The following is a 15,262-nucleotide window of genomic DNA, read 5'->3' as shown; positions in this document are numbered from 1 at the left end:
TTGTTTAATCAAATAAGCTCTATTCTCACGTCCCCGTTGACGGTGCTTACTTTGACGGTAAACTCCCCCGTACCTATCACAGGGTCGTCCGGGTCTACCCCGACAAACTCAACGTCACCGTTGGCTTTCTTCGTTTCTATCCTCGCATCGCAGAAGTCCGTGAGGCGGAGAACGATATCGCCATTAACACAGCTCGCCTCCACGTCACCTTCGAGTTCCTCGATGGTAATCTCAAGTTCTCCGTTGACAGTTGAAGCTCTGAGTGGTCCAGCAACGCTTAGATGGGCCATTATCTCTCCGTTGACTGTGGAGAGCTTTTCGGCCTCGCAGTCCTCAAGGTGAATCTCCCCGTTAACCGTTGTTACCTCCTCAAAGCGCACACCTTTGGCTTTAAGCTCGCCGTTGACGTTCCTGGCGTTTACGATGGCACTCTTCGGCACCTTCAGGCTTATCTCCGCCCATCCCTCAGAGGATTTTGGGAAGATTCCGAGGACCTTCTTGGTCTTGGGCTTCTCCCTGACGAGTAACCTCCCTCCGCTCTGCTCAACCTCGACGTCCACCTCCCCGTGCAGGGTGTAGTTCACCTCAACGTAGTCGTTTTCCCAGCCCTCAATCCTGACCCTACCGTTAACTGCCGTTGCCTCGATTTCCTTGACGTTTTCAAATTCCATTGTCTTCACCCCAGATAGTCCATCAGCTCGTCAATAAGTTCCTTCACGTGCTTGTTCAGGAGCGTCCTGTTGATGCCCAAACCTTCAATGAGGCCGGCGCTCTGCTCCTCGACTATCTCCTTTGCCTTCCTTACGACGAGCCTGTAGGCCCGCTCGTCCTCTATGGTGTAGGTCTTCCCTCCTGTCCTTATCCTGACTGTACCGTCCCTTGCCGAGATTACGACGTCCCCGATGCGTATCTTAGCCCTGCCTCTCCCAACGGTGACGGAAACGTCCCCAGAGCGGAGAGATACAGAATCGCCAAGGCTTAACGTCTCGTCTCCGCTCCTGTAGGTGACCCTGTTGCCTTCTACTTCAATCAAGAACTCCTCGGTCTGAATTTTTAGCCTGTCCCCGACTTTTGTGAGCTGGAATCCGTTGCGAAGCTCCTTGATAGTGAGCATCCCCTCCGGTTTCTTAACCTTGCCATCGTGGATGTGTATCGGCCCGACTTTGACCTCCTGGCCGGTGGGCGTCTCAATGACCTCGATGAAGGGCAACTTCACGTACTCAAAGTCCTCGCCCTCGTAAACCTTGATTATTCCGAGGTCAACTGCCATTGAACCTTTCTTGACCTTCCTGTAAAGCCTGTCCGGGTCGATTAGTCTTGATGCTGTCTCAACAAAGGCCTCATCGACCTTGACTTTCTTCCCAACCTCAAGCTCTCCCCATACTGCAACTGGACTTGAGAGGACTTTCTTTATCTTCCCAAGGGGTGTGTTGGCCTCAACTTCAACGCTTCCGTCTATAACCCAACCGACCCTCTTTCCGCCGAACTTTACTGGATAGGCCTTTCCCTTTCCCCTTAATATTACATTGCCGAAGTCGGCACCGTCGAAAGAGTAGGCCTTCTTCTCGACCTTCCACTCAAGCCTATCACTCTCGGCCCTTCCCAGGAGTAGGCCGGCTATTGCCAGCACAACCGAGTAGGCGAAAGCCCTGCCCGCGAGACCGTGAAGGCCCTCCGGCATTCCAAGCCATCCACCAACGTAGAGAAAGAGGGCCGTCCAGAAGAAGGCCTTTGACAGGGCAAATATAACCCCGCTGAGTGTAATACCGAACCATTTGCCAACGCTTAATAGTTCGAAGGCGAATATCAGCGCGATTATCATGTAAACGAGGTATTCGTTGTAGTTCTCTAATCCAAGGTGGCCTTTGAAGAGCCATACTATCAAAAGAACCGCGGTGAGCTTCTTCAGGTAATCGGCGACCTTAAACCTTGAGCTCTCATCTACAAAGGGATAACTCATTCTTCCACCTCCCCAAGGGCGGTGATTATCTCGAGCAAACGCAAAAACAAACGTCCATCCGGCGATATCTCGTACTTGTCTCCTTTCCTAACCATTCTGGTTCTCGTGAGGAGTTTAAGATGATGGGAAACCGTTGGACTCTCGACGCCGAGGGCTTCTTTTATCTCCTTGAAGCCCATAGGCCTCTCGGAGAGCATCTTGAGGATTCTAATCCTATCAGGATTTGCCAGGGCCTTGAGCGTCTTCGCGGCTTTTTCCTCGTCCAGCTCAGGAAGTTCTCCGTCGCTGAGCTTCTTTCTCAACCGGGCCTTTATAGAGAGCATTACCTCGTCAACTGGATCTATGCTCTCCTCAAGCACCTCCAGCCTTTTCTTCAGCTCTTCGAGCTGGGCTCTCAGGTTTTCCATGCTACCACCAGGTACAGAGTTTTGTAGTACAATTTTATGTATTTAAGTTGTGCTGGAAGTATATAAAAACTTATCGATCGTGCAGACAAGCTCTATCAAGAACAGCACACGAGACACTAATCTAAACCAAAAGAATGGCGAGATACTACCAACGTTGGCCCTATTTGCTGTTAGCTCTCGGAAGAGAGTTCCTTTTCCAGGGTCTTTATTTCCTCATCGAGTAAGTCCCTAATCTTCATGAGCAACTCCAGGTACTCTCTGAGGGTTTCCTTATTGATTCTCCTCTCTCCTCCTCGCTCCTCAATCTTCTTTTTAAGCCTCTCGTGGTAGCTTATTGCAGTATAGAGCGAGCGGAGTGCTAAATCGTTCGACGTCCTCAGGTATTCCCAGCCCTTCTCGGTGAGACGATACTTAACGCGCCTCACCTTTCCCCTGTATTCTTCCCTCGGCTCGAGAAGGCCCTCCTCCACCATCTTGTTGAGGAGCGTGTAAAGGTTGCTGTGGCTCGGCTTCCAGATCCCAACCGTGAACTTCTCCAGTTCCTTAAGGAGTTCATAGCCGTGGGTTTCTCCCTTAAGGCCAACGATGACAAGGATTATGTTCTTCAGCGGGACCGTGAAGAGGCCTTTGAGTATTTTCCGCTCAACGTCCTTCGTTACTATCACCCCTGACATGTAAATGACCAAAAACCTTTATAAACTATTCCCTCTGATGACATGTCGGAAATAGACATGTTTAAGAACGAAGTGTTAAAAGATAACATAGGTGATTGACATGGCATGGAACGACTGGATTGTAAAGCACGCGAAGCTGATAGTTGCCCTCTGGATAGTGGTCATCGTACTGGCCACACCGCTGGCTATGAAGCTCAGCGATGTAACCAACTACAGCATGAGTCAGTTCCTGCCAAAGCACGTGGAGAGCGTTGAGGTTCAGAACAACATGAGCAAGTACTTCCCAAGCTTTGCCCAGAACGACAACATGACGTACATAATTATCACAAACATCAAACTCAACAGTCCGCAGGCAAAGGAAGCCTACGAGATTTTTAAAGCGGAGGCAAAGCCCTATGGAAGTAACTTTACCTCTTACTACGATGCCATCGATTTGCTCCACAACAAGTCATACGACATAGCACTGAACCTCACAAAAACGACGGCAAACCTTACCGAGCTGTTCTATACCTCAGCAATCAACGCAAGCAACGCATACAGGATGACCCTCCTTCAGGTTGAGAACCTCACCAACCAGGTGAAACTCCTTAACCAGACAGTTCCCGAGCTTGCAAGGGCGTATTTGGCCCTTAAAGCCAACCTTACTGTCCTCTACAACCAGAGCCTCGCCCTCAGGAAGGCACTCAACCAGACCGACATGGCTTACGTTGAGCTCCACCAGAACCTTACCAGAGCAAGTGAGCAGTTGAAGGAACTGAACTCAACGATAGCTGGCCTTAATACAGGCCTCTACAACCTGAGCGATGACTATGCCAGAACCTACCTCGGCGTTCTTGGAACCTATGATGCCCTTGTCCAGGCAGGGGCCTATGAGAGGGGACTTGACGGCGCAACGGCCCAGGCCATAGCGACCCAGCTCAACGTTCCTGTGGAGTTCGTCTACGTGGTTTACAACGCGACCTATCAGGTTTACTCCGCCTACGGAGCCGGCGCTATAACCGATGCCTTCCTGGCCAACGTCACGAAGGCAATCGTTCTGAGCCAGATTAACGACACCATGCAGAAAAACCTCGCCGAGGCTTATTCAGTTGCCTTCTATCGGGGTGTTGTGGCCTTCGACGAGCAGGCTGGAAGCAACTACGCGCTCATTCAGCTTGGAAAGAATGCGGTGCAACCGGTTGAGGAGATAGCCAGCACGGCCCTCAAGAACCTCCCGCTGGTTATTGAGAATGCCGGAGGAAGCTTTGAGGTTCCGGGCTTCGGTCAGGTTCCTGCTCAGACCTTGGCCTACATCGTGAACGTCTCGATAGGCCTTGGGAGGAATTCCTCCTCAAGTGCCCTTGAAAACGCGACCATAGCAATCGCCAAGACCCTCATGGCAAACAGCCCGCTCATGAATCTGCCTAACGCCGATGAAGTATTGAGAACCCTCCTCCTCTACGGGCCCACAAAGGAACTTGAGACTAACCTGCTCGCCAACGCCCTCGAGGAAAAGCTACCTGAGGAAGAGAAGCCCCTTGCAGAGCTCATAGCGAAGACCGTTGTGAGCTTCGACCCCGACGCCAAGGGAGTTCTGGCCAAGGAACCTGAGGTGCTCAAAAAGGCCACCGTTTCGTTGCTTGAGGAAGTTCTCAAGGAGAGGGGCGTTGAGCTCTCAGCCGATGTAATAGGGAAGGTTTACGACTCCAACGGCAACGTTGAGCCAATAGCGAGGGAAATCCTGATTCAGAAGACGGCCGAGAAGGTGAAGAACGAGAAGGTAACCGAGATTATGGTAAACGCCGTTATTAACAACAACCCGGAGGAGCTGGCCAAGGGTATTGGAGTAAAAGAGGTAGTCAAGGAAATTATCACGAGCGTTGCTGGAAAAGTTCCCGTGGACATCGGAAAGGTTGTTGACCAGATTTACGCCGGGGAGGACGCCTACCAGATAGCCTACAGTCTGTTCGAGGAAGGGGTAAACGAGAAGCTCGCCAACGTCACGGCCCCTGAGGACGTTAAGGAAACGCTCAAGGAGATACTGTTGACAGTTGCCAAGAACTACCCCATGAGCGACTCCGACATCGAGACCCTTGTCAAGGAAGAAACGGCAAAGCTAGTGGAGAAGTTTGTAAAGGAGATAAACCTCGGTGTTCCGATTCATGTCAATGCCACACAGCTCGTTGATATAGCATTTAGATTCAGGCAGGACCCGAACAAGATAACCAGGGAGGACGTTAAGCCCATAGAGGAGCAGATTTACCCGTCAATCTACAGCCTCGCAAAGGACTACATAGGCATGCTGAAGAGCCCTGACAATACGACGATGCTAATCATGATGGTTCCAAAGAGCCTCAAGAACGTTACCGACCTTGAGAAACAGACCAAATTCCAGTACGAGAACACCCTGAAGGCCAAGGAAGTCCTGCTTAAGGAGATGAGGAAGTACTTCCCGGATGCAAAGGCTTACATCAGCGGAACACCAGTTCAGACCTATGAAATGATACACTACGGCAAAGAGGACAACGCGAAGACGACGAAGTTCAGCTTCATAGGGGCCTTAATAGTCCTTTTTATTATCCTTGGAGCCGCTCTCCTCGCTACACTACTGCCGTTCACGGGTGTTGCAACGGCAACTCTAACCGCTCTCGGAATCCTCTACCTGCTCGCCAAGGGTGACGTCATAAACGTTGGAAGCTGGGCTCAGATGATTACAGTGACGACAGCACTGGGTCTCGGTATAGACTACTCGACCTACTACCTGCACAGGTTTAAGGAGTACCTTGCCGAAGGCTACGACCACAACAAAGCGGCAAGCGAGGCCTTGAAGAGGGCCAAAGATGCTGTTTTGGCCAGTGCATCAACTGACATCATAGCCTTTGCGAGTTTTATCCTTGCTTGGGAGTTCCCCATATTCAAGCAGATGGGTATAATAGCGCCAATAGCGGTCATAGTCGTCCTTATAGCGAGTCTAACCTTCATCCCGGCAATAACAGTGTTAATAGGTGATAAACCGGTATTCTGGTGGCCGAGGCACATCAAGCACATTACCGAAACGGACATCCACGAGGAGAGCAGAATAGCTAGGTGGTCAATCAAACACGCCAAGGCTGTACTGCTGATATTCCTGCTCTTGCTTGCCCCGGCAGTCTATGCCTTCGCCAACTTCAACGGAACCCATGACATAAAGCTCTTCCTGCCGAAGGACAGTGAGACATACCACTTCCTTGAGATAAGCCAGAGCAAGCTTGGAGTAGATGTCATGGGCGCAACCTACGTCCTCGTTAAGTTCAACCACCCAATCACCGACAAGGATTTGGCAACAATCAACGAGATAGTGAATGACATCGAGAAGATTAACGGCGTTAAGTACGTCTACACAGTCACACAGCCCTTTGGAAAGCCTGTCAATGCGAGCCTCGACAAGCTTAAGGCAATAGGGGGCAACAAATACATCTCAACTACCGGAAACATGGTGCTCATCGAGGTCGTCAGCAAGTACGAGGCAACAACACCACAGGCCCACCACATAGTTGAGCAGATAAGGAACCTCATGAAGGGTTACGAAGCAAGCGGGAAGATAGCCAAGGGCATGGTCGGCGGTGGAGCCGCTCTGGACCTCGACTTGAGCAACCTTATCAACAACATATTCTGGCACAGAATCCTTCCAGTAGCGCTCGTCCTGATGTTCCTGTCGCTTATACCGACACTCAGGGGAATCCCGGCGGTTATCTCGACTATGACCACAATAGGCATGGGAGTCCTGCTCAGCATAGCTATATCAACATGGCTATTCCAGAAGGTCTTTGGTCAGGAAATCATGTGGTTCCTGCCGCTGATGGTCTTCGTCGTGCTCATGGGAGTTGGCATAGACTACAACAGCTTCTACTTAGTCAAAGCTAGAGACGAGTTCGAGCGCAGGAAGCCAGATGAAGCCCTCATCGTTGCGGCTGGAACGATGGACCTCGTAGTTATTGGCCTCGCTGCGGTGCTTGCCACAACCTACGGAGCGCTGATGACCAGCTCAACATGGGGAACGAGGGAGATAGGATTCGCTCTGGCGGCTGGAGTGCTAATAACGGCAACACTGGCGGTTTACTTCCTCGGTCCGGCGATGATGAGCCTCTTTGGAGAGAAGGCTTGGTGGCCACTGCACAAGACCAAGAAGTTCGAGAAGGAGTGACGCCACAATCTCTTTATCCTTTTTGCTTTTCCCTTCGACACGCTTTTAAGCGCTAAACCGAAGCTTTCATCATGAACATCGCCGAGATGCTCGTGCTCATAGCCATTGGTTACGCCATTAAGCTTATCATAAAGGACGATAAACCCTTTGACTACCTCCGGATTCTGGTGAACGATGTCCTTCTTGCCCTGTTCATCTTCGGCAACGTCGCGAGCAAGGATTTAGACTATCTGCTCAGCATAAAGACTGTCTTCCTCTATGTCTTCCTGATAATCAGCATAAGCCTGGGTTTCTCCTACCTTTACGGCAAGTTCGTTCTCAAAAACGACCCCTGGGCCGGGGCTTTAATGGTTCTTTCGGTCTATCCCAACACGGCAGCACTCGGCTTTCCGATAGCGAGCCTCTTCCTGAAAGACATAACACCGGCGATACTCTACTCAACGACCAACTCGATGATAGTCATTCCCATAGTTACTTTCATTGCCGCCCACTATTCAAGTGGAGGCGCTAGCGTTAGGGAGAGCTTTCTCAAAGCTTTGAAGTTCCCGCCGACGCTGGCGAACCTCCTCGCGCTTGGCTTAATTATAGCTGGAATTAACCTTCCGGGCTGGTTCATTGACCCAATAAAGACCATCGGCTGGCTCAGTATTCCGCTCCTTCTCATATACTTCGGCTCAAGGATAACGCTGAGGGCTTTCGAGCTTAGAAAGCTCCTTGAGGTTGGGGCCTTTAGAATAGTGATTCCCTTTATTTTCGTTTTCTTAACACTCAGGAACGCAAGGCCTGAAATCTTTTACTCTGTCCTGGTTGAGGCAAGCATGCCGCCGGCCATAGCGGCCAACGCCATTTTAGCCCAATACAGGCTCAAGGCTGATGAGGCGATAAGCGTTACCTTTGTGCTGACACTGCTTGTCATAGGACTCTTTGTTATCCTGAAGGCTGTTCTGGGTTAAAATTTTGATTATAGAACTTTATTAGACTTCCAAAAGGAAAGGGTAATAAGCTTTCCTGCCCTATTCTCTCTTTAATGATTTTGGAGTGTGTTATTATGGGTCTGGTGGGAAAACTTAAGTCCGGTCTCAGCTCAGCCACCAAACATCTGAAAAAGAAACACTTCAAGATGACTGCGGCGGAGCTTGCTGACAACTGGGGGAAGCTAAGGGATGCTGGAAGCGTTTACTTCAGCCTTAAGAAGCACGCCCAGCCCTATGAGATTGACGAAGTCCGCAGGGACGGAGAGGGAGAGTGGAAGAAGATTGAAATCTGGTACTACGCAGAGGGCGAGGACGAGGGAGTCTACGAGAGGGAAAAGGAGAGACTCGACCCGACCTTCGAGCTGTGGATTCACCTGAGCGAGGCGCAGTACGAGAATCTCATCGAGAAGCACGGGGACTTCTTAGGCAGGTTTGAGGTGAAGTAGTGCGGAGGTAGTGCACTTGAAGGTTGGAAGGCTTTTTCTCGTTGGCTTGGTTGTCTTCCTCGTTCTGGCCGGTGGATGCATCAATTCCGGCGTGGAAACCACACACTCAAGTTCCCCAGCTGGAAACACCCAGACCATAGCTCAAGGAACGGAATCGCACCAGACAGGGGTGAGTGAAACGTCTACAACATCTACTTACGCCCACTCACTGGGAATCAAAACATACAGGTTGCTCAATCGCACGGTCGAGTTAAACGCCTCGCTCGTCCCGGATTACGTCTGGACGTGCTCCGATAAAGCGCCGTCAGTCATTGAAGGCTACTACAGCGCAGTCAGGGGTGAGAAAAACGTTTCGGGCTTCTTCGACCTTTCAGTAGTTGACGAAGGCTCGTTGGAGGAGCTTCACAAAGCGCTCTACGAGGCGGTTGACTTCAAAGACCTGAAGGTGAAAAACCTGGAGTGCTTCCCTGTGAGCACTCAACTGGTGGCGTGCAAATACTATTACTCAGCGGTCATCATGAAGGATGGCCAGCTGAAGGGCATCGAGAGAAACTACGTTACTTTCCTGTCTGGTGACAAATGTAAGATAGTCTGGACGGAGGCGGAAGGATGAAGCTCACTCCTCTCGTTCTCGCGGGGATTTTCGTGTTTTCCCTCTTCCTCACACCACAGGCGCAGTCAGCCGGGAACGGAGCGAGCCAGAACCTCGATACGGATGGCGATGGGCTGAGCGATGCCTTCGAGATTGCCCACGAAAGTTTGCCCAATAACCCGGACAGCGATGGGGATGGCCTTAGCGATAAGCTGGAGTTCTACTATGGAAGTGACCCGATGAGGCAGGACAGCGATGCAGACCATCTGACCGATGGTGAAGAGGTTCTCAAGTACGGGACGAATCCCGTGAGCTACGACACGGACGGAGACAATCTCCCCGACTACGATGAGCTTACCGGGAGGTATCTCGTTCAAGGCGTTGAGAAAGGAACCCCCAGCGACCCGACGACACCAGACACGGACGGCGATGGCCTTGATGACTACTACGAAGCGACGGTTCTCACGTACCTCTACGGCGATGAGGAGAGACCCTTCTACACCAATCCCGACTGGGACGACGACGGGATTCCTGACGGTGAGGAGCTTTACCGCTATGATGGGAGGTACCCAGCAGATGCTCTGGTTTACAACGCGGGGATGTTTCCTGCACCGAGTCCGCTCTTCAACACGCCCTACTACCTCTGCTTCCTAAGTCCTGACTGCGACGGCGACGGCTTGACAGATAGGGAAGAGCTGGAGCTTGGAACGCTCGTCTACGCCAGAGATACGGACGGAGACGGCCTCTGGGACGGCTGGGAGGTCAAGCTCGGTACGGACCCGTTCAATGCAGACACCGACGGCGATGGCCTGAGCGATTACGAGGAGGTGATGCCCCAGCTCGTGAACATGGAGCTGACGGGGGAAGTTCCCCCGTGGCTTCCGCAGAGCCCCGGTGAGGTGAAGGTCTGGGACGGTGCGAGTGGTGAGGAGATAAGCCTCTCGAGGTACATTGACTACTACCTCGTTCAGCCCGTTGAGTGGAAGTACCTTCTCTGCTCGTTGGATGAGAAAAGCTTAACAGTTCAATACGGCCTCCCGGAAGACGTTTTCAGGAAAAAGATGTTTGAACACGATGGTCAGCTCTGCTTCCTCCTTCCATCCACGAGCCCAACGAATCCCGATACCGACGGTGATGGTTTGAGCGACTATGATGAGCTTCATTTTAACTACATTTACACCTCCTACGATAGGGCCGACAACTCCACGTCCATCATAGGGGGAAACCAGATAATCCTCGACCCGACAAATCCAGACACGGATGGCGACGGAATTCCCGATGGGAGCGACCCGGTTCCTGCTCACTACGACTTCGATGGAGACGGCCTGATGGAGGACAACGCCTGCGCCTTTGCTTTGGACTGCGACGAGGACGGCGTTAGTGATAAAGTGGAAAATCGCTCGAATACAGACCCGGCCAACCCAGATACGGACGGCGATGGCCTTACCGACTGGCAAGAGCTCTTCTGGTACTACACAAACCCGCTCGTCCAAGACACCGACGGCGACGGCTTCACCGACTTCCAGGAGGTCAAAGCCGGAAGCAACCCGAACGACCCAACCTCAAAGCCTACCTCACCACCTAGCGCAGAAAAGCCCGAGTACAGGAAGGTGGACACCGCTATCAAGGAAACGCCGAGGCCAAAGGTTCACAGGCACGTTGAGTTCCTCCTGGACGGAAAGAAGATTAAACCCGACGAATTCACCACCGTGGTTGTTGATAGTAACTCGGTCAGCTTTGAGACAAAGGCCGACCCGATAAGGGTGACTTTACCTGACGGAAGCATTGAGGAATACCAGCTCACGGGAGTATCGCTCGGTGGAGACGATAAGGATAAGCTGGAGAAGGTAAGCAAGACCGAATACACGCTCAGCCTGCCGAACATCACAGAGATTGGCTTCGCCTTCGTCTCGTTTAAGGTGGAGCTTCGCTTTTCAGACGGGAGCGAAGAGAAGTCCTACACTTACGAGTTCAATATCGAGGCCCGCTATAAGGCCAAGCCCGAGGTGAAGCTTGTAAGCTCGGAGTGGCTCAACAGCACAGACGTTGGGCTTCTCTACTTCGAGTGTCATCACTGCAAGAACGTCACGATAAGCGCGCCGGGAGCTTTAATCAACGGAAAGCCCAAGAGGGTTATTGACCTCGGCTCGACGAGGCCGGTCAAGTACTTCTACGCTAGGCTCGTTCCAAAGCGCTACAAACTGCCCGGAGAGAAAGATGTTGGCACAATCCACACAAAGTATGAGAATAGCGTTGAAGTCCTTAAGACAGGTAAGGACATAGGAGTTCTAACCGCGAAAATGGTAGAAGCGAGGAGCTTAGGGGCAAAGATAACCTATGGCATGGTGGCTTTGGCGAAGGGCGTGAAAACCATCGTTGGAGGCGTCGAGGCCTTTATCCCAGAGGAAGAGGAAATGCCTGAGACTGAGGGAGTTGAGGCTCCCGATTCTGTACGCTTTGACAAGGAGGCCTTCAAAGAGGGCCTGCTCGACTGGGTGAAGGAACAGTTAGTAGACAAAACCTTCGACTACGTCACCGAAAAAGCCGTCCAGTACGCCAACGAGGCCGAGATGAGGGCTAGAAGGGAGAAGACGACCTACCACGTAACGGTGAAGGCCTGCAACGACTACTACTGCGAGGTCTATGGCTTCACGGTTTCAGGCTACGGCTATGAGTTCGGGTGACCTTTTCCTTTTTTGGGCAAACCTTTTTAAATCCCTCCTCAATTCCCAACGCGAAGGGGCGGCTGGCGGGAGCTGGCCGTCACCGGGAGGTGGTTGTATGGCGAGGATACACGCGAGAAAGAGGGGTAAGTCCGGTTCAAAGAAGCCCCCAAGGACCGCTCCGCCGGCCTGGGTGGAATACACCGCTGAAGAGGTCGAGGCCCTCGTTATAAAGCTCAGGAAAGAGGGCTACAGCACAGCGATGATAGGAACGATTCTCCGCGACCAGTACGGCATACCGAGCGTTAAGCTCGTCACAGGTAAGAAGATAACCAAAATCCTTGAGGAGAACGGACTTGCACCGGAGATACCGGAAGACCTAATGTTCCTCATCAGGAGAGCCGTCAACCTCAGGAAGCACCTTGAACAGCATCCGAAGGACAAGCATTCCAGGAGGGGTCTCCAGCTCATCGAGAGCAAAATCAGGAGGCTCGTCAAGTACTACAGAAGAACCGGGAAGTTGCCGGCAAAGTGGCGCTACGACCCGGAGCAGGCAAAGCTCCTTGTTCGCTGACCCTCTCCTTCTTCTTCCTTGGTGATGCCCCGTGGACAGGGAAGCCTTTCTGGAGAGGGTTCGCGAGGGAGCCGAGCTTATTAAGATGCACATCGAGTTAGGCCACACTATACGGCTCATCTCCCACCGCGATGCCGATGGCATTACAGCCGGCGCTATTCTGGCCAAAGCCGTCGCGAGGGAAGGTGGAACCTTCCAGCTCAGCATAGTCAAGCAGGTGAGCGAGGGGCTGATAGAAGAGCTCGCAAGGGAAAAGAGGGAAATCTACGTCTTCAGTGACTTGGGAAGCGGTTCAATAGAGCCGATTCAGAAAAAACTAGATGGAACCGTTGTTGTTGCCGACCATCATCCTCCAGAGGGCGACTTCTCGGAGGAATCGAAACTCCTCGTGAACCCCGTTCCATTCGGGGCAAACAGCGTCCGCGATTTGAGTGGTTCCGGCGTTGCGTATTTCATAGCAAGAGAGATGAACAGGAAGAACAGGGATTTGGCTTACATAGCAACGGTTGGGGCCGTTGGCGATATGCAGGAGATAGACGGCCAGTTCCACGGTTTGAACCTTGAAATCCTTGAGGACGGCAAAGACCTGGGTGTTCTAGAGGTTAGAAAGGAGCTTCGCCTTTTCGGCAGGGAGAGTAGGCCACTCTACCAGATGCTAGCTTATGCCACCAACCCAGAAATCCCCGAGATTACAGGGGATGAAAGGAAAGCCATTGAATGGCTCCGCGCCAGGGGCTTCGACCCTGAAATCCATTACTGGCAACTCCGCGAGGAGGAAAAGCGGAAGCTTCACGAGGCCTTGCTTGTGCATCTGATAAAGCACTCCGCGCCAAAGGAGGTAATAGACAGGCTCATAGGAGACGTCGTGGTAAGCCCGCTGTATCCCGAGGGCGACGTCAGGCACGAGGCGAGGGAGTTTGCAACCCTTCTTAACGCCACCGGAAGGCTGAACGCTGGAACGCTCGGCGTGGCGATATGCCTCGGAGATGAAGACGCTTACAAAAAGGCCCGGAAGATGCTCGAGGACTACAAGAGGGAGCAGATAGAGGCTAGGAAGTTCCTGATACAGAACTGGAGCATGGTTGAAGAGGGCCAACACGCCTACGTCTTTTACGCAGGCAAAAACATTCGCGACACGCTCGTTGGTATAGTGGCCAACATGGCCATCAACGCGGGCCTGGCAAATCCAGAAAAGCCTGTTGTTGTCATAGCGGACAGTGAAGAAGATGAAAACCTCGTGAAGGCCTCTGCAAGAACGACGGAAAAGGCCCTGGCGAAGGGCTACCACCTTGGCGAGGCACTCAAGGAGGTTGCCGAGAAGCTTGGTGGAGAAGGCGGTGGTCACGCAATAGCCGCGGGAATAAGGTTCCCGAAATCTAAGATAGACGAGTTCATAAAGTTTTTCAACGAGGTTCTAGCGAAGCAGGTGAAGAAGGATGGAAATTGAGGCAAACGTTGAGATACGGTGGCACTACGGCGACGAACTCAAGGCCCGGGCCATAGCTGAGGCGATAGAGGTTGACAACGAGGCCATGCCAGCCCGGCTAAAGAAAAGTTTAAATGTGCGAACCCGATGGGTTGATGGGGACGTTATAACAAAGGTTAAATACTCGGGTGAGATTGAGACACTCATCAAAGCGCTCGATGATTTGGTGTTTTCGGTCAAGGTCGCCGAGGAAATGACCGAAAAGGTGTGAATTGGAGGTGTTAAGATGGCAAGGGGTAACCCAAGGCGTAGGGCAGCCGCTACTAAGGATAAGTGGAAGATGAAAGAATGGTTCGTGATTTACGCTCCAGACTTTTTCGGAAGCAAGGAAATAGGACTTACCCCGGCGGACGAGCCTGAAAAGGTTATAGGAAGGGTAATCGAGACCACCCTTAGGGACCTCACCGGAGACTTCACTAAGAGCCACGTCAAGCTCTACTTCCAGGTCTACGACGTTAAGGGCCAGAACGCCTACACCAAGTTCAAGGGTCACACCCTCGCGAGGAGCTACATTCGCTCACTCGTCAGGAGAAGAACCACCCGCGTTGACGGAATCTTCAACATCACCACCAAGGACGGCTACAAGCTCAGAGTTATGGGCATGGTCATAGCCTACAGGAGAATCCAGACCAGCCAAGAGAGAGCCATCAGGAAGATAATACAGGACATAATCTACAAGAAAGCCGAGGAGCTTAACTTCGCGGACTTCGTCCTCCAGTCTGTTAACGGCCAGATTGCCCAGGAGATTGCCAAGGAAGCAAGGAAGATATACCCAATTAAGCGCGCCGAGATTAGGAAAATTAAAGTTCTCGCCGAGCCGGAGGCCTGATGGCCTCTCAAAATCTCCTTTTCTGGGAGTGTTCTAGTCGACATCGTTTTCCTTGAAAAGTCAGCTTCTCAAAGCAAAGAGAAGAAAATTGGGTTACTCCTCTAAGTAAACCTCCCCGGAGTCGGCATCAACCTTAACTTTCATCCCTGTCTTCAGCTTTGAGATATCTATACCGTCCACCATCGGGATTCCTGCTATTATGGCACCGGTTGCAACTATGGTCTCTGCCTCGCCCACTATTATAGCCTTTGGTGCCTTTCCGTTCTTCTTGAGAGCGTAGATTATGTAGGAGCCAACCGTTGAGCCCTTTCCCCTCGGGAAGGCCAGTATCTTCCCGGCTATGCTCTCTCCCCTTATGTCACTCTCGGCGTCGGTGACGATTCCCGTTTCCGGGTCAACGCCTCCGAGAAATGAGAGGGGCTTTTGGGACACTATCAGTTCTCCCTCGGCCTTTCCGCCGACGATTTTCCTTCCCCTAAGCTTCATAATCTCACC

Annotated in this window: 14 protein-coding genes; 9 read left to right on the top strand and 5 right to left on the bottom strand. The window is 52.0% G+C overall.

Annotated elements, in window-relative coordinates:
• Window positions 1-8 precede the first annotated feature (8 nt).
• The 4 genes from F7B33_RS03415 to F7B33_RS03400 all read right to left on the bottom strand — a co-directional run bounded on the left by F7B33_RS03415 (window position 9) and on the right by F7B33_RS03400 (window position 3,032).
• Window positions 9-671, bottom strand: coding sequence for a DUF4097 family beta strand repeat-containing protein (locus F7B33_RS03415; protein WP_297073100.1), 663 nt, complete (start codon window positions 669-671; stop codon window positions 9-11).
• A gap of 5 nt (window positions 672-676) precedes the next feature.
• Entirely contained in the window at window positions 677-1,960 is a 1,284-nt protein-coding gene (locus tag F7B33_RS03410) for a hypothetical protein (RefSeq protein WP_297073098.1), read from the bottom strand.
• Complete coding sequence (locus F7B33_RS03405) at window positions 1,957-2,367, bottom strand: metalloregulator ArsR/SmtB family transcription factor (RefSeq protein WP_297062581.1); 411 nt, start codon at window positions 2,365-2,367, stop codon at window positions 1,957-1,959. Before F7B33_RS03405 ends, F7B33_RS03410 begins: the two co-directional genes overlap by 4 nt.
• 170 nt (window positions 2,368-2,537) lie before the next feature.
• On the bottom strand, window positions 2,538-3,032 hold the full coding sequence (locus F7B33_RS03400) for a PadR family transcriptional regulator (RefSeq protein WP_297073096.1): 495 nt from the start codon (window positions 3,030-3,032) through the stop codon (window positions 2,538-2,540).
• A 109-nt stretch (window positions 3,033-3,141) separates the two neighbouring features.
• Between F7B33_RS03400 and F7B33_RS03395 the strand changes: the two genes are divergently transcribed.
• The 9 genes from F7B33_RS03395 (at window position 3,142) to F7B33_RS03355 (ending at window position 14,767) form a co-directional block, all read left to right on the top strand.
• The gene (locus F7B33_RS03395; RefSeq protein WP_297073115.1) at window positions 3,142-7,203 is read left to right on the top strand and encodes an MMPL family transporter; all 4,062 of its coding nucleotides are present in this window, start codon (window positions 3,142-3,144) and stop codon (window positions 7,201-7,203) included.
• A gap of 71 nt (window positions 7,204-7,274) precedes the next feature.
• Window positions 7,275-8,156: an AEC family transporter gene (locus tag F7B33_RS03390; RefSeq protein WP_297062585.1), complete on the top strand. Its 882-nt coding sequence runs from the start codon at window positions 7,275-7,277 to the stop codon at window positions 8,154-8,156.
• Window positions 8,157-8,251: 95 nt separating this feature from the next.
• Window positions 8,252-8,623: a hypothetical protein gene (locus F7B33_RS03385; protein ID WP_297073095.1), complete on the top strand. Its 372-nt coding sequence runs from the start codon at window positions 8,252-8,254 to the stop codon at window positions 8,621-8,623.
• Between the two features lie 16 nt (window positions 8,624-8,639).
• A complete protein-coding gene (locus F7B33_RS03380) occupies window positions 8,640-9,236 on the top strand; it encodes a hypothetical protein (protein WP_297073094.1) in 597 nt (198 codons plus the stop codon).
• Entirely contained in the window at window positions 9,233-11,899 is a 2,667-nt protein-coding gene (locus F7B33_RS03375; RefSeq protein WP_297073092.1) for a calcium-binding protein, read from the top strand. The genes F7B33_RS03380 and F7B33_RS03375 overlap by 4 nt, the downstream gene beginning before the upstream one ends.
• Before the next feature lie 97 nt (window positions 11,900-11,996).
• Window positions 11,997-12,452 (top strand): 30S ribosomal protein S15, encoded by a 456-nt coding sequence (locus F7B33_RS03370; RefSeq protein ID WP_297062325.1) that lies wholly within the window; start codon window positions 11,997-11,999, stop codon window positions 12,450-12,452.
• A gap of 31 nt (window positions 12,453-12,483) precedes the next feature.
• Window positions 12,484-13,899: a DHH family phosphoesterase gene (locus F7B33_RS03365; RefSeq protein ID WP_297062327.1), complete on the top strand. Its 1,416-nt coding sequence runs from the start codon at window positions 12,484-12,486 to the stop codon at window positions 13,897-13,899.
• Window positions 13,889-14,149 carry a KEOPS complex subunit Pcc1 gene (locus tag F7B33_RS03360; protein WP_297062329.1) on the top strand — a complete coding sequence of 87 codons (261 nt, stop codon included), beginning with the start codon at window positions 13,889-13,891 and terminating at the stop codon, window positions 14,147-14,149. Before F7B33_RS03365 ends, F7B33_RS03360 begins: the two co-directional genes overlap by 11 nt.
• Window positions 14,150-14,164: 15 nt before the next feature.
• A complete protein-coding gene (locus tag F7B33_RS03355) occupies window positions 14,165-14,767 on the top strand; it encodes a 30S ribosomal protein S3ae (protein WP_297062331.1) in 603 nt (200 codons plus the stop codon).
• Between the two features lie 93 nt (window positions 14,768-14,860).
• On the opposite strand, the gene F7B33_RS03350 is transcribed toward F7B33_RS03355, so the two are convergent.
• The gene (locus tag F7B33_RS03350; RefSeq protein WP_297073090.1) at window positions 14,861-15,253 is read right to left on the bottom strand and encodes a DUF126 domain-containing protein; all 393 of its coding nucleotides are present in this window, start codon (window positions 15,251-15,253) and stop codon (window positions 14,861-14,863) included.
• Window positions 15,254-15,262 lie beyond the last annotated feature (9 nt).

The organism is Thermococcus sp. (assembly GCF_015523185.1).
GTDB lineage: Archaea > Methanobacteriota_B > Thermococci > Thermococcales > Thermococcaceae > Thermococcus.
Note: the sequence above shows the minus strand (reverse complement) of the source record. Positions and strands in the feature narration are given on the sequence as shown.

Bases quoted from the DNA above. Each gene is read 5' to 3' on its own strand.
- F7B33_RS03360 (WP_297062329.1), top strand. From the start codon at position 13,889: ATGGAAATTGAGGCAAACGTTGAGATACGGTGGCACTACGGCGACGAA.
- F7B33_RS03370 (WP_297062325.1), top strand. From the start codon at position 11,997: ATGGCGAGGATACACGCGAGAAAGAGGGGTAAGTCCGGTTCAAAGAAG.
- F7B33_RS03410 (WP_297073098.1), bottom strand. From the start codon at position 1,960: ATGAGTTATCCCTTTGTAGATGAGAGCTCAAGGTTTAAGGTCGCCGAT.
- F7B33_RS03415 (WP_297073100.1), bottom strand. From the start codon at position 671: ATGGAATTTGAAAACGTCAAGGAAATCGAGGCAACGGCAGTTAACGGT.
- F7B33_RS03395 (WP_297073115.1), top strand. From the start codon at position 3,142: ATGGCATGGAACGACTGGATTGTAAAGCACGCGAAGCTGATAGTTGCC.
- F7B33_RS03385 (WP_297073095.1), top strand. From the start codon at position 8,252: ATGGGTCTGGTGGGAAAACTTAAGTCCGGTCTCAGCTCAGCCACCAAA.
- F7B33_RS03375 (WP_297073092.1), top strand. From the start codon at position 9,233: ATGAAGCTCACTCCTCTCGTTCTCGCGGGGATTTTCGTGTTTTCCCTC.
- F7B33_RS03405 (WP_297062581.1), bottom strand. From the start codon at position 2,367: ATGGAAAACCTGAGAGCCCAGCTCGAAGAGCTGAAGAAAAGGCTGGAG.
- F7B33_RS03390 (WP_297062585.1), top strand. From the start codon at position 7,275: ATGAACATCGCCGAGATGCTCGTGCTCATAGCCATTGGTTACGCCATT.
- F7B33_RS03350 (WP_297073090.1), bottom strand. From the start codon at position 15,253: ATGAAGCTTAGGGGAAGGAAAATCGTCGGCGGAAAGGCCGAGGGAGAA.
- F7B33_RS03355 (WP_297062331.1), top strand. From the start codon at position 14,165: ATGGCAAGGGGTAACCCAAGGCGTAGGGCAGCCGCTACTAAGGATAAG.